The following is a 21404-nucleotide window of genomic DNA, read 5'->3' on the forward strand; positions in this document are numbered from 1 at the left end:
GTTCCCCCATGCGCATCACAGCCACCATCGCCGCCATCCTTGCCGCCACCGCCGGTGCCGCCAGCGAGGACATCGCCGACAAATACCCGCAATCTGAGCTTTACAACAAGCCGGTCGAGGTGATCCCGCATGTCTTCTCGGCCATCGGCGCCACCGCGCCGCCAACCTATGAAAATGCCGGTCATAACAACAACCTCAGCTTCATCGTCACCGGCGACGGCGTGGTTGTGATCAATGGCGGCGCCTCGGCACGGCTGGCCGAAGCGCTGCACGCCGAAATCAGGGCGGTGACGGATGAGCCCGTCAAGCTGGTGATCAACGAAAACGGGCAAGGCCATGCGATGCTCGGCAATTCCTACTGGGCCGCGCAGGGTGTCGATATCCTCGCCCATGAAGACGCCATCGCGGAGATCGAGCAGAACGGCGATTTTATCCTGCAGGCCATGCAGGGCTATAACCGCGACAGGGCCGAAGGCACCGAGGTGGTGGTGCCGAACCTGAGCTTTTCGGACAAGCATATCGTCGAAATGGGCGATGTGACCATCGAGGTGCTGCATCTCGGCCCCGCGCATGATCCCGGCGACACGCAGGTCTGGATCCCGCAGTGGAGCATCGTCATCGCCGGCGATATCGCCTTTCACGAGCGCATGCCGCCGATCTTCCCCGGCACCGACACCGACGCCTGGGTCGAGACGTTCGAGGGCCCGTTCGCCGACCTCGGCGCGACCTATGTGATCCCCGGCCATGGCCACCCGACCAATATGGCGCAGGTGCGCCGCTACACCTCGGACTATGTCAAGGATTTGCGCGCGAAGATCGCCGAGCATATCGATGCGGGCGGCGATCTGGCGGAGGCCTATTACGTCGATCAATCCCGGTGGTCCCATCTCGATACTTTCGAGGAACTGGCGACCAAAAACGCCGGCCGCGTCTTCGAAGAGATGGAATGGGAGTGATCCAGACCTCTTCTCTTTCCAAATACTCATGACCGGACCCGCGCGGCGTCGTCCGCCGTCGCACCGTTTCCGCTTACGCTAAAAAAAAGCGGATGGCAGGAGGCCGCAAGGCTCGGAAATGGCGCCGGTTTGATCCGCGTCAATGCGCTTTTGCGCAGATCGGCCCATGCTCGTATCGAACCAAACAGAGCAGGGACACGCAATGTCGCACACACCCCACGAACTGCATGAAGAATTTCCCGATCATGGCGAAAAACTGCGCGCGCTGAAGCAATCGGACGCCCATTTCGCCCGGTTGGTCGAGAACTACGAAGACGTCAATCGCGAGGTTTTTCGCGCCGAGACGAATATCGCCCCGATGGATTCGCTCGCCGAGACAGAACTGCGCAAGAAGCGTGGCGCACTGAAGGACGAGATCTGGTCCTATCTCAAGTGATCACTCCAGAAGCCCGGTGATCGCATCGGTCACCGGGCGCGACATCGGCCGGGCGCGCGCTCCGAATGTCGCGACGATGCCGCCCTCCGGGCCGATCAGGATCTTGTTGAAATTCCAGTTCGGCTCGAACCCCGATTGCGCCCTGACCCAGCGATAGAACGGATGCGCGGCGTCCCCACGTACCGACGTGATCGTGGTCATGGGCAGGTCGAGCCCGAAATTGACCTCGCAGAAATCCTTGACCTCTTCATCGGAACGCAATTCCTGGTGAAAATCATTGGACGGGACGGCCAGAACGACCAATCCACGCTCCCGATACCGGTCATAAAGCGCCTGAAGCCCATCATATTGCCGCGTATAGGCGCAGCGCGAGGCGGTGTTGACCACAAGCACCGGTTGGCCGCGCCAATCGGCCAGATCGATCTCGCCGCCATCGATCGAGGCGAAGCGATGACCGTCGACCGCAGCGATTGCGAGCATGGGGAAACAGATCAGCAAAGCGGTCAGCAACAGTCGCACGGGTCATCTCCTTTCATCAGGAGATAGGCGCAGAAACGGCGAAGGAAAGCACGGTCTTGCGGCGACATGCCGCCAAGCCCATATTCGTATCATTCATATCGAAGGATGGTAAGGCGATGGCTGGCGGATGGTCCCGTGATGGCGCGGTTCAGGAACAGATCGATGCATCGATCAGCGACGAACTGGCCCGGTTGAAAGCCCGCAAATCTCCGGTCGGCGAAAGTCTCACGCATTGCGCCGAATGCGATGAGCCGATCCCCGAGAAGCGCCGGGTTGCGATCCGCGGGGTGAAGCTTTGCATCGACTGCCAGCAGGAACGTGATGGCGCCTACCGGGCACGGGGTGGCATAAACCGGCGCGGCTCGAAAGACAGTCAGTTGAAGTGATATTTCATTGGGGCTCTGCCCCAAACCCCGGGATATTTCAGGCAAGAAGAAAGGGGCGCCCGATGTGGAGCGCCCCTTCGAAGAAAGCACGGTGTCTTTCTCCTTGCACGGTCATCGGCGTCCCTGCCTGTACCGTAATCATGTTGTGACAGCGGAAAGTTAAAGAAGCGTTACTGTCTTTCTTCTTGCTGAAAATATCCCCGCCGGAGGCTCCGACGGAAACGCCTGGCCTCACCCTTCAAGAGCTTCCAATTCGTCGATGAAGCCGGAAATCATGCTCAGCCCCTTGTCCCAGAAGGCCGGATCGCTCGCGTCGAGGCCGAACGGGGCCAAGAGCTCCTTGTGATGCTTCGACCCGCCCGCCTTGAGCATGTCGAAATACTTGTCCTGAAAGCCCTCGGGCGTTTCTTCGTAAACCGCGTAGAGCGCGTTCACCAGCCCGTCGCCGAAGGCATAGGCGTAGACGTAGAAGGGCGAGTGCACGAAATGCGGGATATAGGCCCAAAAGGTTTCATAGCCCGGCATGAAATCGAAGGCTGGCCCGAGGCTCTCGGCCTGAACGCTCATCCAAAGAGCATTGATGTCATCAGGCGTCAACTCGCCGCTGCGGCGCGCGTCGTGTAGCTTGCACTCGAAATCGTAAAACGCGATCTGACGGACGACCGTGTTGATCATGTCCTCCACCTTGCCGGCCAAGAGCACCTTTTTCTCGGCATTGTCCTTGGCGCCCTCGAGCATCCGGCGGAAGGTCAGCATTTCACCGAACACGGAGGCGGTTTCGGCCAGCGTCAGGGGCGTGGAGGCCAGCATCTCGCCTTGCCCTGCGGCGAGCACCTGATGCACGCCGTGGCCGAGCTCATGGGCGAGCGTCATCACGTCGCGCGGTTTGCCGAGATAGTTGAGCATCACATATGGGTGCACATCCGTCACCGTGGGATGCGCGAAAGCGCCCGGTGCCTTGCCGGGTTTGACAGCGGCGTCGATCCAGCCATCGGTGAAAAAGGGCTGCGCGATCTCGGCCATGCGGAGATCGAAACCCTTATAGGCGGTCATCACCGTCTTTTGCGCCTCGGCCCAGCCGATCGTGCGGGGATCGTCCATCGGCAGCGGCGCGTTGCGGTCCCAGACCTGCATCCTGTCGAGCCCGAGCCATTTGCGTTTGAGCTCGTAATAGCGGTGGCTGAGCTTGGGATAGGCCGCAACCACCGCGTCGCGCAGCGCCTCGACCACCTCGGGTTCGACATCGTTCGACAAGTGCCGCCCGGTCTGCGCCGTGGGCATGCCGCGCCAGCGATCCATGACCTCTTTTTCCTTGGCCTGCGTGTTGTGCACGCGCGCGAAGGTCTTGATGTTGTCGGCAAAGACGGCGGCGAGTTCCTTCGCGGCGGCCTCGCGCTTGGCGCGGTCTTGATCGGTCAGCAGGTTGAGCGTGCCTTCGATGCCCAGCGGCTCTCCGTCCACCTCGAATTCCAGCCCGGCGATGGTTTCGTCGAAAAGCCGTTCCCATGCGTCGCCGACAACGCCCATGTCGTGCAGGAATTTCTCCAACTCGTCCGAAAGCTGGTAGGGCTTCATCGCGCGGATGCGGCGGATGGCGGGGCGGTAGCGCGCCAGATCGGAATCGGCGTCGAAGAGCGCCTCGATATGTGCGTCGCCCAAGCGGTTCAGCTCCAGCGTGAAAAACACGAGCGGCGTGGTGTAGACGGTGATCTTTTCCTGATGGTCCGACAGGAATTTCGCGCGCTGGGCGTCGGTCGTCTGCTGGTAGTAGCGCAGGCCTGCATAGGACATGATGCGCCCGGCGATGTTCTCGATCTTCTCGTGGCGGTGAATCGCTTCCAAAAAGCCCTGCGCATCCAGATCCGCCAGCTTGCCCTCGTAATCGGCGGCAAAGCTGCGGCAGGCCTCTTCGAGCCAGTCCAGATCGCGTTTCAGCTCGGCGGCATCGTCCGAGGGGTAGAGATCGGTCAGATCCCATTCCGGCAGATCGCCCAGATCCTTGCCTCCGGCAGTGGCGTTCGCATCGAAGGCGGGGCGGGGTATGCGCAGCATGGGGCGTCTCCTGTTTCGGGTTGGGGTCAAACCTGTGCCGCGCGGGCGGCATGTTCAAGGGGCAAAGCCGTAAAGCGTGGCCGGATTGTCCGCAAACAGCTTTTGGCGCGTTGCGCTATCGGGGATCGCGTCCAGCAGGATGTTGAGCTGCACGCCGGCGTCGGGCATCGGAACGCCGTTCAGCATCAGGTGCGGCCAGTCACTGCCCCAGAGGATGCGGTCGGGATTGGCGGCGGCGAGGCGTTGCAGCAGCGCGTGCGGTTCCGGCGTGTGGCGGTAGGTGGCGCTGAGCTTGGTCCAAGCGTGACCCGCGGCCAGCAGTCGTTCCAGCGCCTTCTGCCCGTCTGTTACCCCAAGCCCCGGATCGGGCCAGGCGCAATGGTCGAAGACGATCTTCACCGGCAGGTCAGGCACCTGCGGCGCAAGCTCTTCGAGATGCAGATGCGCATGGGCCAGCATTTCCACATGCAGGCCGTGCGCCGCCAGCATCGGCGCGAGGCGTTTCATGCCGTCCCAGCTCAGCAGCCCGCCATGCACGTAATTCAGCCGCACCGCCTTGCAGCCCTGCTCCGCCAGAGCGGCGATCTCGGCTTCGGTCGCCGCATCGGAAATGAGGCACACGGCGCGGAAATCCTCGCCCATCCGGCGAACCGCTTCGAGCGTGATGGTGTTATCGCCGCCATAGAGGATGGAGTGAACAATCACCCCGCGCGTGCAGCCCAGAACGCCAAGATGCGTGCGGTAGTGATCGAGCCACGTGTCGAGCGTGCCCGGCGGCGGGTTTTCGGCGCGGCCTTCCCAGAGGGGGAAATCGTTGCCGATCAGGTGCACATGCGCGTCACAGGCATGCTCGGGCAAGGGCGCGTTTGGCTTTTCCGGCATCAGCGGCGGCGCGACGGCGGTGGGCTTATCCATAGGCGTTCAGAAGCTCCTTCAGATCGTCGAGCGTGTTGGCCTCCTGCATCGCCTTGTCATGCCGCCAGCGCGACATGCGCGGAAACCGTAGCGCGATGCCGGATTTGTGGCGCGGCGAGGCGTGGATGCCCTCGAAGGCGATTTCGAACACATGTTCGGGCCTGACCTGCCGCACCGGGCCGAACCGTTGCAATGTGTTCTTGCGCACCCATGCGGTGATCTTGCGGAACTCGGCATCCGTCAGGCCGGAATAGGCCTTGGTGAAGGGCACCAGATCGTTGCCGTTCCAGACCGCGAAGGTGAAATCGGTAAAGAGGTTCGCGCGGCGGCCCGAGCCTTGCTGGGCATAGATCATCACCGCGTCCACCGTCAGGGGATCGAGCTTCCATTTCCACCAATCGCCCTTCTTGCGGCCCGCGAGATAAGGGCTGTCCAGACGCTTGAGCATCACCCCTTCGGCGCGGTGCTCGCGGGCGGCGGCGCGGGTGGTCGCCAGATTGTCCCATGTGTCGAACGCGATGGACGGGGAGGCGCGCAGCGGCACCTCGCCCGGCAGATCGGCCAGCAGCGCCTCCAGCCGCGTGCGGCGGTGCTGCAAGGACGCGTCGCGCAGATCGATGCCGCCGTCTTCGAGCAGGTCATAGGCCAAGAGGATCACCGGTGCTTCTTTCAGCAGCTTTTTGGGCACTGTCTTGCGCCCGATGCGCGCCTGCAGCGTGTTGAACGGGTATGGCTCCGCGCCGTCCCAGGCGACGATCTCGCCGTCCAGAACGGTGCCGTTCGGCACGAAATCGGGCAGGCGGGCGAATTCGGGAAAACGGTCGGTCATCAGTTCCTCGCCGCGCGACCAGACATGATGCGCGCCGCTGCGAACGATCACCTGACCGCGGATGCCGTCCCATTTCCATTCGGCCTGCCAATCCTCCGGCGACCCCAGCGCCTCGGGTGGATCTTCGAGTTGATAGGCGAGGTAGAACGGATAGGGGCGGCTTTCGTCCGCTTCGGGATCGTCGGCCTCGATCAACTCGTGAAAGCTGGTGGTTTCGGGTGTCCAGCCGCCCATGAGCCTGTGCGCGAGGCTCGGCTCGTCCTGCCCGGTGGCCTGCGCGAGCGCGCGGGTCATCAGCTTGCGGCTGACGCCGATCCGAAACCCGCCGGTGATGAGCTTGTTGAAGAGGAACCGTTCGGTTGCGTCGAGTTGGTCCCAGGCATCGAGGATGCGCGCCTTGCGGCTGTCGATGTCCAGCGCGGCGAGGGATTTCAATTCGGTGATCCAATGGGTCAGCGGCAGGTCGCTCTCACGGCCGGGCGGCGGAAGGACGAGCGCGATGGTTTCGGCCAGATCGCCGACGATGGGATAGCTTTCCTCCAGCAGCCAGAGCGGGATCTCGGCCCGCTCTGCCGCCCATTCGCGCAGCTGCGTCGTCGTCACCGCGCGCTTGGGACGGCGGCCAGAGAAAAGCGCGATGGTCCACAGCTTGTCCTCGTCGCTGGCGGAGATGAAGAACTCCGCCAAAGCCTTTGTCTTGGCGGTTGTTTTCGTCGTCTGATCGACGGCGGTGAAGAGCGCGGCGAAATCCTTCATGCCGCGTCCGTTTCGTCATCCTCGCCGCCGAATTCGGTCGGCACGACCTGCGCATTGTAGCCTTCACTGTTCAGCCAGCGCGCAAAAATATCCGTATAACCATGCGTGGCATAGATGTTTTCCGCGCCGGTTGCCTCAATCGCCTGCATCAACCCCGGCCAATCGGCATGGTCCGACACGATGAACCCCCGATCCCCCGCACGCCGGCGCCGCACGCCGCGAAGGCGCATCCAGCCCGAGGCGAAGGCGGTCGAGGAAGCGCCGAAACGCCGCGCCCATTGCGAGCCGAGCGCCGAGGGCGGCGCGATGACCAGCGCGCCGGGGTGGTCCTTGGCGTTCAGATCGGGGGTGACGTGGATCGTGCCCGGCAGCGCGTAGCCCTGATCGCGCAGCACCGCATTGGTGTTTTCGACCGCGCCATGGGTGAGGATCGGGCCAATGCCGGCGTCGATCATGGTCAGCAGCCGCTGCGCCTTGCCAAGCGCATAGGCACCGAGGATCGACGCGCGGCCTTCGGCGGCATTGCGCGCCCACCACTCGTTGATCTCGGCGGCGACTTCCGCTTGATCGGCCCATTTGAAGACCGGCAGGCCGAAGGTGCATTCGGTGATGAAATGATGGCAGCGCACCGGCTCGAACGGCTCGCAAAAGCCGTCATCGACCACCTTGTAATCGCCCGAGGCGACCCAGACCTCGCCCGCCACCTCGACCCGGATCTGCGCCGAGCCGGGCAGGTGGCCTGCCGGGTGGAAGGAGACCGAAGCATCGCCGATTTTACGGATCTCGCCGAATTTAACGGTTTCTACAGAAATTTCACCCAGCCTGTGCTTCATCACCGGCGCGCAGGCTTCGGTGCAAAGATACCGCGCATGGCCGGGGCGGGCGTGATCGGCATGGCCATGGGTGATCAGCGCGCGGTCCACCGGGCGCCAGGGGTCGATATAGAAATCGCCGGCGGGGCAATGGATGCCGCGCTCGGTAAAGGTGAGGACAGGATCGCGCATATGGGCCATTGTAGCGTGAACGCCGATTGCGGCCATAGGGTTGCCAAGCCGCGCGGGCGGCGTAGGGTGCTGCCATCCGAAAAGGGAGCCGCCCATGCAGATCGCCGGATTTCGCCAACGTCTCGTATCGCGCGTGCCGCTCGCCGGCACGTTCCTCAAGACGCCCTCTTACCAGATCGTCGAGGTGCTGGCGCAATCGGAACTGGATTTCGTCTGTCTCGACGTCGAACACGCGCCGTTCGACCGCGCGGCGGTGGATGCCTGTTGCGCCATCGGCCGGGCGCTCGATTTCCCGGTGCTGATCCGCGTGGGCGATGCCAGCCCGCGCGAGATCCTTCAGGCGCTCGATTGCGGGGCGGTCGGCGTCGTGGTGCCGCATGTGGACAGCGCGGCCAAGGCGGCGGATGTGGCGCGCGCGGCGCGGTTTGGCGGGGGCGGGCGCGGCTATGCCGGATCGACTCGCTGGGCGGGCTATGCGACGCAATCGATGCCGGATCTTCTGGCCCGTTCGCAGGCCGAAACCGTGGTGATTGCGCAGATCGAGGAACCCGAAGGCGTGGACGCCTCAGACGCGATTGCCGCGACGGACGGGATCGATGCGCTCTTTCTCGGCCCGGCGGACCTGTCGGTCGGCTATGGCCACGACAACCAGAGCTCGGATCAGCTTTTCGCCGCGATAGAGCGGGTGGGCAGCGCGGCCGCCGCGGCGGGCAAGGCCTATGTGTCCTGGGTGGCCAATGCGCAAAAGGCGCGGGACTGGGCGCGCTACGGTATGAGCTGCTTTTTCATCGCCTCCGAACACAGCTGGATGCGCGCCGGCGCCACCGCAGAGGCGCGCGGGGTGCATGAGATCGGCAAGGCCGAAAACGGGCTGCCTTAACTGGACAGGCTGGAGAATAGCGACAGCGCCGCGCCTTCGACTTGCCGGCGGGTGGCGGGTTTCTCCATCAGAACCTCGTGCTTCGCACCATCGACGAGCAGCAGCTTGCCGCCGCGCCAATGCGTCATCCGTTCGCGGATGCGTTTGGTGTCGACGATGCTCTCTCGCGATCCGAGAAAGCACAGAGCGGGCAGGGCGGGCGAGGGCAGCTTGGCCAGCGCGTCGCATTCCTTGAGCGCGGCGCGAAGCCATTGCAGCGAGGGGCCGCCAAGCCCGAAGCGCGGCTCCGCCTCGACATGGCGGCGCATCATGTCATACATCTCGCGGTCGGTGGTGAGCAGGTTGTCCTCGAACGCTTCGGCCTTGGGGTAGGCCTTGGCGGACATGCCCGGCGCGATCCGGTGGCCTTGTCCCAACCGCGACGCCGCCCAGGAAATCGACACCGCCGCCGGGCGGAGCGAGGAGCCAATATTGATCCCCCACATCGGGGCCGAGAACATCGCCGCGCGGAAATCGGCGCCGTTCATCAGCGCCCTGAGCCCGATGGTGCCGCCCATCGAATGGGCGATCAGGAACCACGGTTTCGGCACCTCGCGCGCAGCGGCGAAGGCGCGCATCGCGGACCAGTCTTTCTGAAAACTCGCGAAATCATCGACATGGCCGATCATCGGATCGCTCACCAGCCGGTCGGACAGGCCTTGCCCGCGCCAGTCGATGCCCAGAAGATCGAATCCACTTTGCACGCAACTGCGCGCGGTGTGGCCGTATTTCTCCATGTATTCGGTGCGCCCGGAGAAGAGGAAGATCGTCCCCTTCGCCTCGCCGCGCGCCTTCGCATGCCCGACGCGAAGGCGAACCCCGTCAGAGCTGTGCACCCAGAACGCGCTTGTGTCCGGCCCCTGGGCCAGATCGGCGCGGAAGGGGGCGGGGTCGGTCATCAGGCGAGTGTTGCGGCCAGTTTCATCGCCATGCCCATATCGCCGTCGATGGTCAGCCGGCCCGACATGAACGCGGTCGTCGGGTTGAGCGAGCCGTCGAAGATCTCGCGGAAGGTGTCGGCATCGGCGTTGAAGGTGACATCCGCGTTGCCTTCGCCGGCACGGGCGCCGTTTTCATCAACGAAAACGCTGCCTTCGCCCTCGATATTGAACTGCGCCGTGCCGTCGATCCCGCCGCCATTCAGCTTTTCGTTCATGCCGGCAACCGCCTGTGTGACAACGTCGCTCATCAATATGTGTCCTTCGTGATCGCGTTTCGGATGCGCGGCGCTGGCAATCTGCCGCCGCTGCGTTACACTCATACGTGTTATGAGGACCATGATAGGCAAATACAAATCTGCCGTTGCGGCATTACTGATCGCCGCCCTTGCCGGCCCGGTGCTGGCGCAGGACGCGGGCGAGGATCTGCTGGCGCAGTTGCGCACGGCCGAGGATGCGCAGGCCGCCGAGCGGCTGGAGCGGCAGCTGCGGCGCGAATGGGCGAAATCCGGCTCACCGACGATGGATTTCCTGCTCAAGCGCGGTCAGGACGCGCTGGAGACCGGCGATCTGGAAGCGGCGATCGCGCATCTCGGTGCGCTGACCGATCACGCGCCCGAATTCGCCGAAGGCTGGCACGCTTTGGCGCTGGCCTATTTCCGCGCCGAACGGATCGGTCTGGCCGCCGATGCGCTGGAGCGCACGCTGGCGCTCAATCCGCAGCATTTCGGCGCGCTGCGCGGGCTTGGCGCGATCCTCGAACAGGTGGACCGTCCCAAGCTTGCCTATGACGCCTTTTCGCGTGTACTGACCCTTCGGCCGCACGATCCCGGTGCCACAGCGGCGCTGGAGCGGCTGGAGCGGCAGGTCTCCGGCACGTCGCTCTGATACACCCCCGCGCCCCAGAGGCAACAGAAGGCAGGCACCATGGCCGAACATGCGCGGGTTGCGGCCATTCTCGGCCCAACCAACACAGGCAAGACACATTACGCAATCGAGCGGATGCTCGGCTATCGCAGCGGGATGATCGGGCTACCCCTGCGCCTGCTGGCGCGCGAGGTCTATGACAAGATCGTCGCGATCCGCGGTCCGTCCGTAGTCGCGCTCGTCACCGGGGAGGAGCGCATCGTGCCGCCGCGCGCGGCCTATTGGGTCTGCACGGTGGAGGCGATGCCCGAGGGGATGGGCTGCGATTTCGTCGGGATCGACGAGATCCAGCTTTGCGCCGATCCCGAGCGCGGGCATGTGTTCACCGACCGGCTGCTGCGGATGCGGGGCACGCACGAGACGCTGTTCATGGGGTCGGACACGATGCGCGGCCCGATTGCCGGGCTGGTGCGCGGGGTCGAGTTCATGCGCCGCGAGCGGATGAGCCAGCTCACCTATACCGGATCGAAAAAGATCAGCCGCTTGCAGCCGCGCAGCGCCATCGTCGGGTTCTCGGTCGAGAATGTTTATGCGATTGCCGAATTGCTGCGCCGCCAGAAGGGCGGGGCGGCGGTCGTGATGGGCGCGCTCAGCCCGCGCACGCGCAATGCGCAGGTCGATCTGTATCAGAACGGCGAGGTCGATTACCTCGTGGCGACCGATGCCATCGGCATGGGGCTGAACCTCGACATCAACCATGTCGCCTTTTCGTCGCTGACGAAATTCGACGGGCGGCGGATGCGCCCCCTGATGCCGAACGAGCTGGCGCAGATCGCCGGTCGCGCCGGGCGCGGCATGTCGAACGGCACATTCGGCGTGACCGGAGAGGCCGGGCCGATCCCGGACGATTGGGTCGAGGCGATCTGCAATCACAATTTCACGCCGCTGAAAAAGCTCAACTGGCGCAATGCCGATCTGCGTTTCGGCAGTGTCGACGCGCTCATCGCCTCGCTCGAGGTCGCGCCGGATGACGAGCGGCTGGTGAAGGCGCGCGAGGCGGACGATCTGCAGGCGCTCAAGGCGCTCTCCCAGGTGGCGGAGGTGCAGGCGCGCGCGTCCGATCCGCGTTCGATCCGGCTTCTTTGGGATGTTTGCCGCATCCCCGATTTCCGCGGCATATCTCATTCGGAACATGCCGGGCTCTTGGACGTTATCTTCTCGCATCTTCACCAGCGCGGCGCGATCCCCGACGATTTCCTCGCGCGGCAGGTCAACAGGATCGACAGGACGGATGGCGACATTGACACGTTATCGAAGCGATTGGCGTATATCCGCACATGGACCTATGTGGCGCAGCGCAAGGGGTGGGTGCAGGACGAAAGCCATTGGCGCGGGCTGACTCGCGCTGTAGAAGACAGGCTGTCGGACGCGCTGCACGAGCGCTTGACACAGAGATTTGTTGATCGGCGCACATCCGTGCTCTTGCGCCGGTTGAAACAGAAGGAGGCCCTTTTGGCCGAAGTGAATGACAAGGGTGAGGTTACCGTCGAAGGCGAATTCGTCGGCAGGCTCGAAGGGTTCCGGTTCCGTCAGGACAAGGACGCGACCGGACAGGAAGCCAAGACGCTGAAGACCGCGTCGCTTCAGGCATTGGCGCCGCATTTTCATCTCAGGGCGGACCGGTTCTACAACGCGCCCGATACTGAGATGGATTTCACCGAACAGGGCGGGCTCATGTGGGGCGAGCAAGCGGTCGGCAAGCTGGAGGCCGGAAGCGATCCGCTGAGCCCGCGCGTCGTCGCCTTTGTCGATGACGAAGCTGGGCCGGACGTGGCGCAGAAGGTGCAGCGCCGCCTGCAGCATTTCATCGACCGCAAGATCGCCGCGCTTTTCGAGCCGTTGATCCAGTTGCGCGATGACGAGACGCTGACAGGTCTGGCGCGCGGTTTCGCGTTCCGCATGGTCGAGGCGCTGGGCGTTCTGCCGCGCGCCGACGTGGCCGAGGATGTGAAGGCGCTCGATCAGGATGCGCGCGGCGCGCTGCGCAAGCATGGCGTGCGCTTCGGGCAGTTCACAATCTTCATGCCGCTTCTGCTCAAACCCGCGCCGACGCGGATGCGTCTGGTGCTTTGGAGCCTGTCGAAGGGGCTCGACATGTTCCCCGAAGCGCCGCCGCCGGGGCTGGTGACGGTGCCGAACACGCCGGGCACGCCGCAGGAGCATCACACCATCGCCGGCTACCGGGCCGCCGGTCAGCGGGCGATCCGCATCGATATGCTGGAGCGGCTGGCCGATCTGCTGCGCGCGCAGGACAGCCGCGGCGGGTTCGAGGCGAACCCGGATATGCTGTCGATCACCGGACTGACGCTGGAGCAGTTCGCCGATCTGATGGAAGGCTTGGGCTACCGCGCCGAGAAAGGCGAGCGCGAGAAAGTGCGCGCTGTCGATGCCGTGGTTCCGGGTGCGGATGGGGCGGTCGCGGCCGATCAGGATGCGGCAGAGGACGGTGCCGTTCCGGTCGAGGACACGCCGGTCATGGACACCGCGCAGGAAGGCGCGCCGGGCACCGACCCCGATCCGGCAACCGCCCCCGAAGCGGCGGATATCTCAAACGAGGCGGCGGAGATGCCGGCGGACGGGATCGCGCCTGTCGCCGACAAGCCGGACGATCCGCTGCCAGGCCGTCCCGTGCCTGTCAATTCGGAAACCGAGATCTCACCCGGCGCTGTGCCGGATGCCGCGATTGCCGGGCCGGAAACGGAAGTGTTCTACCGCTTCACATGGCGCGGCAATCGCCCTGAGCGGGGACCGCGCCGCGATGGCGGCAAGGGTGGGCGCGGCAAGCCGCAGGGCGCGCGTGGCAAAGGCAAGCCGAAAGGCAAAGCCGGCGATAAGGGTGCCAAGAGCTACGAGGCCAAGCCGCCGCGCAAGGAAAAGAAGATCGATCCCGACAATCCTTTTGCCGCCGCGTTGGCGAGTTTCAAGGACAAGGACTGACTTGGCGGACGCCCCCGATAAGCTGCGCGTGGACAAATGGCTTTGGCACGCGCGGTTCTTCAAGACACGCAGCATCGCCGCCAAGCTCGTCTCGGCGGGCAAGCTGCGTGTGAACGGCCAGCCGATCGCCAAACCGGCTTATACGGTCTCCCCGGAGGACGTTCTGACCTTTCCGCAGGCGCGGGATGTGCGGGTTGTGAAGGTGATCGCCATGGGCGAACGGCGCGGGCCGGCGCTGGAGGCGCAAGCGCTTTACGAAGACCTCGCACCGCCCGAGCCGCGCGGGGCAGAGCCCCAGGCACCGCGCTACGATGGCGGCGGCAGGCCGACCAAGAAAGATCGTCGCGCCTGGCAACAAACCCGCTCTGACATGGTTGAATGATTCCGTCCGGTGGACTAGCTAGCCATCAAAGCACGAACGGACTCTCCCCATGACCTACATCGTCAACGACAATTGCATTGCCTGCAAATACACCGATTGCGTCGAAGTTTGCCCTGTGGATTGCTTCTACGAGGGCGAGAACATGCTGGTGATCCATCCTGACGAATGTATCGATTGCGGCGTCTGCGAGCCCGAATGCCCCGCCGATGCGATCCGCCCCGATACCGAGCCGGACATGGAGAACTGGGTCGAGTTCAACCGCAAATATGCCGAACAATGGCCCGTCATCATCACCAAGAAGGATCCGCTACCGAACGCGGACGAGAAGGATGGCGAGCCGGGGAAGCTGGAGAAATATTTTTCCGAGAAGCCCGGCGAGGGCGGTTGATGATTCGCCTTTCGCGCGCGTCCGGTGCGGCGGGGTGAGGGGCAATCACCTGATTTCGCGTCATATTTCGGCCATTGACGCCGGACTACCGCGCATTGCGTTTCTGTGTTATAGTCCTTCACAGAATGACACCTGTGGGATACGCGCCTCGATCGTCGAGGCGCGGGACGAATCTGCGTTCAGACGTTGAAACGACCGGAAGCTCGCGCCTCCGTTCGTCTTTTGCGTCCCTCGTCCATGTTGGTCCCATGCGTGCATGCGAAGAAAGGTTCTGAATGTCCAAGTCCAAGAAATCCGAATTCCGCCCGAATGACTACGTGGTCTACCCGGCGCATGGCGTGGGTCAGATCGTGTCCATCGAGGAGCAGGAGATCGCCGGCATCACGCTGGAGCTCTTCGTCATCTCCTTCGAGAAGGACAAGATGACCCTGCGCGTTCCGACGCATAAGGCGACGGAAATCGGTATGCGGTCGCTCAGCTCCCCGGATGTGGTGAGCCAGGCGATGAAGGTGCTCAAGGGCAAGGCCAAGGTCAAGAAGGCCATGTGGTCCCGGCGTGCGCAGGAATACGAGCAGAAGATCAATTCCGGCGATCTGATCGCCATTGCCGAGGTCGTGCGCGACCTGCACCGCGCGGACGATCAGCGCGAGCAAAGCTATTCCGAGCGGCAGCTCTATGACGCGGCGCTCGAACGCCTGACCCGCGAGGTCGGAGCCGTCTCCGGCGGTGATGAGCTCGATGCGGCCAAGCAGATCGGCGAGGTTCTCGATTCGCGCACCGCTGCGGCAGCCTGACAACTCGTTAACTGATTTATGCGGCCCTGCTATGCAGCGGGGCCGTTTTCATTCAAGCTGCATCGTCGCTGCTGCTTTCGAGCGCCGACAGGAGCGAGGCTTCAAGTTCCTTCTCCAATTCGCGCGCGCGGGCAATATAGGCCTCGTTCTGCGCCGATGGCACATCCGAGCGCCAGACCTCCGCCAGTTCGCGCACCGAATATCGGTCGTGCTGGTAGAACAGCTTTTCCGCTTCCGACGCTTCGTATTCGCTTAGTCCGATATTTTCCAGGACGTAGCGCCCCGCACGCAGGGAGCTGTCGAAGACTTCGCGCACGATGTCGTTCGCCCCGGCCTGGTAAAGCCGGTAGGTATGCGTCCGGTCGCGGGCGCGGGCGACGATGTGGATGTCCGGACGGATGCGGCGCGCGTAATGCACCAGCCGCTCGGCGGCATCGGGATCGTCGAGCGCGACCATCAGCACGCGGGCGTTCTCGATCCCGGCGGCGTGCAGCAGGTCCGGACGCAGCGGATCGCCGAAAAATCCCTTGAAACCGAAACGGCGCATGAGCTGAATGGTCTGCAGGTTGTTGTCGATCACCACGGTCTTGGCCCCGACCGATTGCACCAGCCGGTTGACGATCTGCCCGAACCGCCCGATCCCGGCGATGATCACCGCGCCCTGTTCATCGATCGTGTCGTGCTCGGGGTTTTCGCCGCCATCGCGGATGCGCGTAGACAGGAATTCGTAAAGCATGAAAGCCAGCGGCGTGATCAGCATCGACAGCGCCACGATCAGCAGAAGCCTGTCACCCAGCGCGGGCGGCAATACCGACTGCTGCAGTGAAAAGGAAATCAGCACGAAACCGAATTCGCCCGCCTGCGCAAGCCCGAGTGTGAAGAGCCATCGGTCGCGGTGCCGCAACTGGAAAGCGCGCGCGAGGATATAAAGGATCACGCCTTTCAGCACCATCAGCGCAAGCGTGAGCGCGAGCAGCGTGAGCGGTTCGGAGAAGAGCAGGGCGAAATCGATCCCCGCGCCGACGGTGATGAAGAAAAGCCCCAGCAGCAGCCCTTTGAACGGCTGAATGTCCGATTCAAGCTCGTGCCGGAATTCGCTGTTGGCGAGCACCACACCGGCGAGGAACGTGCCGAGCGCCGGCGACAGGCCCACCAGCGTCATCAGGAAAGCGATGCCGATCACGATGAGCAGCGCCAGCGCGGTATACATCTCGCGCAGCTTGGCGGCGTGGATGTAGCGAAAGATCGGCCGCGCGCCGTAGACACCGCCCAGGATGATGAGCGCCACGGCCCCCAGTGTGACGAGCGTGACGCCCCAGCCGGGCAGATCGGCCACCAGCGACATCGCCGCATCATGTGCGTGATCGTCCTCCGCCACATGCCGCGCGATGGAGCCATCGGCGTTGATCGTCGGATCATGCGCCACGGCAAGCAGCGGCAGAACGATCAGCATCGGAATGACCGCAATATCCTGCGTCAGCAGCACCGAGAAGGTGGACCGCCCGCCGCTCGTTTGCATCAGCCCCTTTTCGGTGAGCGTTTGAAGCACGATCGCGGTGGATGAGAGCGCGAAGATCATACCCACGGCAAGCGCCGTCGGCCAGGGGAATCCCATCGCCAATGCGCCCAACATGACAGCCATCATCGTCATCACGATCTGGAGCCCGCCAAGACCGATCAGCCGGTGCCGCATGTCCCAAAGCGCGCGGGGCTCGAGTTCGAGGCCGATGAGAAAAAGCATCATCACCACACCGAATTCGGCGAAATGCTGCAGATCGGTGGTGTTGGTGATCAGTCCGAAGCCCGGCCCGATGACGACACCGGCGAGCAGGTATCCCAGCACCGATCCAAGCCCCCATCGCGCTGCAATGGGAACCGCGATCACGGCGGCCAGAAGGAACACCGATGCCAGGAAAAGGAACTCGCCCATTGTCAGACTGCCTCGTTATACATCCGCAAGATGCCGGGAACAGCGGTGCAAGCGCAACCGGAACCTGTTGAAATTCCTGTCAACCGCCTGCGCGTGAGGCGGAACCGCGCCGTTCAGCCGTCCGGCATTCCCAGAACCACGTTGCGCCCGCGTTTGACATAGCGCAGCGCGTCGTCGCCGATCGCGGCCACGCGCCCACCATCGAGCCGGTCGCCGACCTTGACCTTCTGGAACCGTCCGTTGGGCAGCCGCACGAGCGCGCGCCGGTTCGCCGGTTTTCCGTAAACGCCGATAAGGTTGATCTTGCGCAGATTGATTGCGTTCGGCGAGGTCGCCTGGCGCGACACGCTGGCCGAAGACGGTATCCGTGGTTGCACGCTGCGCGGTGCCGCGGCGGCGACCTGCGCGCTGCGCGTCTGTTGCGCGGCGCGGGCGCGTTCGACGATCCGGGCGATATCGCGGGGCCGCTGCGCCGGTGACAGCGATTGCGCGACGGCGTATTGCGTGGCTTCCGGTTGCGCCTCTTCCTCGGCAGCCTTCAGTGTTTCGGGCCGGGCGGCGGGGCGCAGCGCGGCCAGTTCCGCGCGGGTTCGCCCGCCAAGCAGCGCGCGTTCGTTCCCCTCGATCAGCCCTTCGGGGCGCAGGCGAGGGCGGAAGCCCTGAAGCACGGCGTTGGCGATGACCGCATCGGTATCGTCGGCCGGATCGGGCGGGGCCGCACCGGGCCGTGCCGGCGGCACCACGGGCGGAAGGCCGGCGAAGATCCGCACCGCATCGGGATTCAGCGCGCCCTCGGGTTTCGCGATCACCAGACCGCGTGCATCCAGATCGAACGGCGTGCCGGCGGGGGCGGGGTTCGGCAGGGCGAGGAAGCCGTCATCGCGCCGCTTCGGGTCGATTGTCGGCAAGGCCACCGCGTCATGCGGCTCGACCGCGCTGTCGATGGAGGCGACATACAGATCGTCGAGCGTGGTCAGAGATGGCACATCCGGCGCTTCGGGCGCGCGCTGCCAGATCCCCGTCGCAGCATAGCGTGCATCGGCTTCCTCGGGGCTGAGCGCGGCGGGGGGCGGCAATAGATCGGACAGCGCGGTGTCGGGCGTCTTATCGGGGCCGACCTCCAGCGCGGCGATCTCTTCGGCTTCCGGCTTGGGCGCTTCGGTGATCGATCCGTCGATCGGTTCGAGTTCGACATCCGGCATCCGGGCAATGGACGGCGCGTCATCGCGTTTGAAAAGTCCTGACAGCCCATCCTCGGTAAAGACGCTGGCCCATGCGGCCACGGCGAGCATCAGGACCAGAAGCGCGGCGGTCAGCATCAGGCCGAGATAGCGCGGCTTGCCGCCAATCTCCGTCTGCGCCGCCGCGCCGAAAACCCCGCGCCGGGCCTTGGGCGGGGCATCGCCCTCCGGCGCGGGCGCAGCGTTCGGATCGCGCCCGGCGCGCATCGCTGCGATACGGGCAACGGCGGCGCGCGCGTCCTTGTAATGTTGCGATTCCTCGAAGGGCGGCTCCTCCGGCTCGTGGCTGGCCGGGGGCCGCGCATCGGGGCGCGCGCGCAACGTTTCCTCGGGCGGGGTTTCGAGCGGCTGAGGCTCGGCACCCTTCGTCGCGCCGCCCAGCCGGAAGCGCGGTTTAACCGGAGTGCCGGTATCCGCCGTCACCGATGGCGTCTCACTTGGCACGGGCGGCAAATCGGAACGGCTGGCCCGGATCGACGTGAAGGCGGGCGCGGAAGGCGCATCCTCGGGGGTCAGGACGGCGAGGGGCGGGGTATCATCCTCCGGTGGCACGGCATCCGGCGTGTCCGCCGCACCGGGGGCGAGAGCGGCTGTTTCATCCTCCGCGTCCAGCGGGGCCGGATCTTCGGGCGCCTCGACGATTCTGATCGCCTCATCGTCCTTCTCGGGCGGCGGCCCCGTCCAACTCGCGGCAGGGCCGAAAAACGCCTCGCCGGAAAACGCCCCTTCCGGTGGCGCGGCGACAAAGCAGACCGGCTCGAAATGATGGCTCTTGGCAAAGGCTTCCGCCTCGTTCAGCGTCTCGTTGGCGACCGCCGCGACTTGAAGCCGCCCGCCGTCGCGCGAGACGTCGAAACTCAGATCCGCGACCTCATAGGGCGTCGCGCCGTCGAGCGCCGCGCGGACGTGATCCATCAAGGCTGCGCCCTCCAGCGCGGGATCGGGCAGATCAAGATACTTGATCTGTTCGTTCGGCAGCGCCAGCTTGACCTGCGCGGCCTTGCCGGGAAACGCATCGGCCTCGGTGCGCAGCGCACCGAGCGACATGCGCAAATCCTCCGAATCCAGCGCGACATCGCCGACACGCGCCCAGCCGCCGGGCACCCGGCGCAGCAGGGAAATGCCGTTGAAGGACAGGGATAGGGCGAAATCAGGGGTCATAACGATATTTTAACAGCCCTTCGCGCAGGATGGGAGTCGACCGGGCAGATCATTGATCGGCCAAAGCAACCTTTCGCGCAAGGGGATAACAGCGCTTGTCATCGCCACCGGGCGGGAAGATGGTAACGATCAGGAGATATTGACGAGGCTGAGATGAGCAAATTCCTTTCGATCCTGACCGCGATCGCGCTTTGCGGGGCGGTCCAGATGGCGCATGCGCAGGAGCAGGAGCGCGGACGCATCACCGTGACCGCGGAAGGGCAGGTATCGGCCGTGCCCGACATGGCCGTGATCACCCTCGGCGCGCAAAGCGAGGCCGAAAGCGCGGCGGAGGCGATGAACGAGGCATCGCGCATCACCGCTGCCATTCTGGACCGGCTCGCATCTCTCGATGTTGCCGCCCGTGACATCAAAACCTCCGATCTCACGCTCGATCCGCTCTGGAACCGGCCGGACGAGACGGGCCGCCGCCGGATCGAGGGGTATCAGGCCAGCAACCGCGTCACCGTCAGGCTGCGCGAGACCGGGCGGCTTGGCGATGTCCTGGATGCGGTGCTGCAGGACGGCGCGAATACGCTGGGCGGGTTGCAATTCATGCTGTCCGACCTGGAGCCCCTGCTTGACGAGGCCCGCCGCAAGGCGGTTTCCAATGCCCGCGCACGGGCGGAGCTTTATGCGGAGGCCGCAGGTGTCGAGCTTGGCAGGCTCGTCTCACTGTCCGAAAGCGGCGGGCAGGGGCCGCGCCCCGAGATGTTCGGCATGGCGCGTGCTTCCGATGCCGGAGTTCCCGTGGCCGAGGGCGAGACAGAGCTCAGCGCGCAGGTCACACTTGTTTTCGAGATCGACGCGCCGTCATCGGACCCCTAGTCGCACCGGCGCGGCGGGCCTATAGTGCCACGTAAAAAGAGCAGCCCGCCCAAGGAACCTCATGGCACGCCGCCCGGCCAAACCGAAACAGGTCAATGTCCTCATCATCGGCCAGATGGGGCGCCTCGCACATGAGGCGCTGCTATTCGCGCTTTCGATGCGACACAGCACGCAAGGCACGCGGTTTCGCCTGCATGTCGCCGAACCGCAGCCCGGCCCTCTCTGGCCGAACGATCCGACGATCCGGCCGGAGCCGCTGCGCGAGATGATCGCGGCGCAGGGCGCGACGATCCTGCCCTTCGAGAGCCATCACTTCGGCGCCGAGTACCCCTTTGGCAACAAGATCGAAGCCCTGTTCGCCTTGCCCGAAGGAGAGCCTTTCGTCTTTTTCGATACCGACACGCTCATCACCGGCGATCTGAACGATGTGCCCTTCGATTTCACGCGCCCTGCCGCCTCCCTGCGGGTCGAAGGCACATGGCCGCAGATCGAACTTTACGGGCCGGGATATGGCGCGATCTGGAAATCTCTTTACGACCGGTTCGGGCTCGATTTCCAAAGCTCGCTCGATCTTGCACAGCCTGATGAATACTGGCGGCGCTACCTTTATTTCAACGCCGGTTTCTTCTTCTACAAATGCCCGCATGCGTTCGGGCGCGCCTATCTCGATATGGCATTGTCGATCCGAAACGATCCGCCCGAGGAACTGATTTGCCAGCCGTTGATGCCGTGGCTCGACCAGATCGCCTTGCCGCTCGTCGTCCACAAGCTCGGCGGGGGGCGCGATGCGCTCGAACCCGGCTGGCTCGACGGGCGGGTGAGCGTGCATTACCGCAACATGCCGCTGCTCTATGCGCGTGAAAGCGACGATACGGTCGATCTGCTGGAACGGATCGCCGCGCCGAACCCGGTGAAGAAACTGCTCAAGGAATACGAGCCGTTCAAGCGCATGATCTATCAGGGGCGGGGTCGCAAGGTGCGCGCGCTCTTCGACCGCGATCACCTGCCGAGCCGGGAACAGCCCATTCGGCAGAGGATCAAGAAAAACGGCTTCTGGCTGGTCTAGG

The 21404-nt window shown here is 64.3% G+C and carries 20 protein-coding genes; 11 read left to right on the forward strand and 9 right to left on the reverse strand.

Translation table 11 applies throughout. The features are described 5' to 3' along the window. Positions 1-8: 8 nt before the first annotated feature. Both M3465_RS14495 and M3465_RS14500 read left to right on the forward strand, forming a co-directional pair. Positions 9-956 carry an MBL fold metallo-hydrolase gene (locus M3465_RS14495; RefSeq protein ID WP_249502491.1) on the forward strand — a complete coding sequence of 316 codons (948 nt, stop codon included), beginning with the start codon at positions 9-11 and terminating at the stop codon, positions 954-956. A gap of 202 nt (positions 957-1158) precedes the next feature. Next, positions 1159-1392 (forward strand): HP1242/YdcH family protein, encoded by a 234-nt coding sequence (locus M3465_RS14500; protein ID WP_249502492.1) that lies wholly within the window; start codon positions 1159-1161, stop codon positions 1390-1392. Here the strand turns inward: M3465_RS14500 and M3465_RS14505 are convergent, their stop codons facing one another. Beyond that, entirely contained in the window at positions 1393-1872 is a 480-nt protein-coding gene (locus M3465_RS14505; protein ID WP_249502732.1) for a glutathione peroxidase, read from the reverse strand. Between the two features lie 155 nt (positions 1873-2027). Here M3465_RS14505 and M3465_RS14510 point away from each other — a divergent pair, with 155 nt between their 5' ends. Next, complete coding sequence (locus M3465_RS14510; protein WP_249502493.1) at positions 2028-2297, forward strand: DksA/TraR family C4-type zinc finger protein; 270 nt, start codon at positions 2028-2030, stop codon at positions 2295-2297. 231 nt (positions 2298-2528) lie between these two features. Here M3465_RS14510 and M3465_RS14515 read toward each other — a convergent pair whose 3' ends face one another. From M3465_RS14515 to M3465_RS14530, 4 genes are read right to left on the reverse strand one after another with little or no spacing between them, the layout of a single operon-like run. Further along, positions 2529-4349, reverse strand: coding sequence for a M3 family oligoendopeptidase (locus M3465_RS14515; RefSeq protein ID WP_249502494.1), 1821 nt, complete (start codon positions 4347-4349; stop codon positions 2529-2531). Between the two features lie 54 nt (positions 4350-4403). Further along, positions 4404-5264, reverse strand: coding sequence for an amidohydrolase family protein (locus tag M3465_RS14520; protein WP_249502495.1), 861 nt, complete (start codon positions 5262-5264; stop codon positions 4404-4406). Continuing rightward, a complete protein-coding gene (locus M3465_RS14525; protein WP_249502496.1) occupies positions 5257-6849 on the reverse strand; it encodes an ATP-dependent DNA ligase in 1593 nt (530 codons plus the stop codon). Before M3465_RS14525 ends, M3465_RS14520 begins: the two co-directional genes overlap by 8 nt. Continuing rightward, positions 6846-7862 (reverse strand): ligase-associated DNA damage response exonuclease, encoded by a 1017-nt coding sequence (locus tag M3465_RS14530; RefSeq protein ID WP_502846120.1) that lies wholly within the window; start codon positions 7860-7862, stop codon positions 6846-6848. Before M3465_RS14530 ends, M3465_RS14525 begins: the two co-directional genes overlap by 4 nt. A gap of 85 nt (positions 7863-7947) precedes the next feature. On the opposite strand from M3465_RS14530, the gene M3465_RS14535 reads away from it, so the two are divergent. Further along, positions 7948-8733, forward strand: a complete 786-nt coding sequence (locus tag M3465_RS14535; protein WP_249502498.1) for an HpcH/HpaI aldolase family protein — start codon at positions 7948-7950, stop codon at positions 8731-8733. On the opposite strand, the gene M3465_RS14540 is transcribed toward M3465_RS14535, so the two are convergent. Then, on the reverse strand, positions 8730-9671 hold the full coding sequence (locus tag M3465_RS14540; RefSeq protein ID WP_249502499.1) for an alpha/beta fold hydrolase: 942 nt from the start codon (positions 9669-9671) through the stop codon (positions 8730-8732). The two genes, M3465_RS14535 and M3465_RS14540, sit on opposite strands and share 4 nt — an antisense overlap. Beyond that, the gene (locus tag M3465_RS14545) at positions 9671-9961 is read right to left on the reverse strand and encodes an SCP2 sterol-binding domain-containing protein (RefSeq protein ID WP_249502500.1); all 291 of its coding nucleotides are present in this window, start codon (positions 9959-9961) and stop codon (positions 9671-9673) included. Before M3465_RS14545 ends, M3465_RS14540 begins: the two co-directional genes overlap by 1 nt. Before the next feature lie 79 nt (positions 9962-10040). Here M3465_RS14545 and M3465_RS14550 point away from each other — a divergent pair, with 79 nt between their 5' ends. The 5 genes from M3465_RS14550 (at position 10041) to M3465_RS14570 (ending at position 15138) form a co-directional block, all read left to right on the forward strand. Continuing rightward, positions 10041-10598: a tetratricopeptide repeat protein gene (locus tag M3465_RS14550; RefSeq protein WP_249502501.1), complete on the forward strand. Its 558-nt coding sequence runs from the start codon at positions 10041-10043 to the stop codon at positions 10596-10598. Positions 10599-10637: 39 nt separating this feature from the next. After that, positions 10638-13574, forward strand: coding sequence for a helicase-related protein (locus tag M3465_RS14555; protein WP_249502502.1), 2937 nt, complete (start codon positions 10638-10640; stop codon positions 13572-13574). Between the two features lies 1 nt (position 13575). Further along, on the forward strand, positions 13576-13956 hold the full coding sequence (locus M3465_RS14560) for an RNA-binding S4 domain-containing protein (protein WP_249502503.1): 381 nt from the start codon (positions 13576-13578) through the stop codon (positions 13954-13956). Positions 13957-14005: 49 nt separating this feature from the next. Continuing rightward, positions 14006-14344: a ferredoxin FdxA gene (gene fdxA, locus M3465_RS14565; RefSeq protein WP_249502504.1), complete on the forward strand. Its 339-nt coding sequence runs from the start codon at positions 14006-14008 to the stop codon at positions 14342-14344. 275 nt (positions 14345-14619) lie between these two features. Next, the gene (locus M3465_RS14570; protein ID WP_249502505.1) at positions 14620-15138 is read left to right on the forward strand and encodes a CarD family transcriptional regulator; all 519 of its coding nucleotides are present in this window, start codon (positions 14620-14622) and stop codon (positions 15136-15138) included. A gap of 52 nt (positions 15139-15190) precedes the next feature. On the opposite strand, the gene M3465_RS14575 is transcribed toward M3465_RS14570, so the two are convergent. Next, the gene (locus M3465_RS14575) at positions 15191-17068 is read right to left on the reverse strand and encodes a monovalent cation:proton antiporter-2 (CPA2) family protein (RefSeq protein WP_249502506.1); all 1878 of its coding nucleotides are present in this window, start codon (positions 17066-17068) and stop codon (positions 15191-15193) included. A 113-nt stretch (positions 17069-17181) separates the two neighbouring features. Beyond that, positions 17182-19470 carry a hypothetical protein gene (locus tag M3465_RS14580; RefSeq protein WP_249502507.1) on the reverse strand — a complete coding sequence of 763 codons (2289 nt, stop codon included), beginning with the start codon at positions 19468-19470 and terminating at the stop codon, positions 17182-17184. A 153-nt stretch (positions 19471-19623) separates the two neighbouring features. Here M3465_RS14580 and M3465_RS14585 point away from each other — a divergent pair, with 153 nt between their 5' ends. Both M3465_RS14585 and M3465_RS14590 read left to right on the forward strand, forming a co-directional pair. Continuing rightward, complete coding sequence (locus M3465_RS14585; protein ID WP_249502508.1) at positions 19624-20337, forward strand: SIMPL domain-containing protein; 714 nt, start codon at positions 19624-19626, stop codon at positions 20335-20337. Between the two features lie 61 nt (positions 20338-20398). Then, entirely contained in the window at positions 20399-21403 is a 1005-nt protein-coding gene (locus M3465_RS14590) for a GT-B fold glycosyltransferase domain-containing protein (protein ID WP_249502509.1), read from the forward strand. The last annotated feature ends 1 nt before the right edge of the window (position 21404 follow it).

This window comes from Marivita sp. GX14005, assembly GCF_023370775.1.
Lineage (GTDB): Bacteria > Pseudomonadota > Alphaproteobacteria > Rhodobacterales > Rhodobacteraceae > Marivita.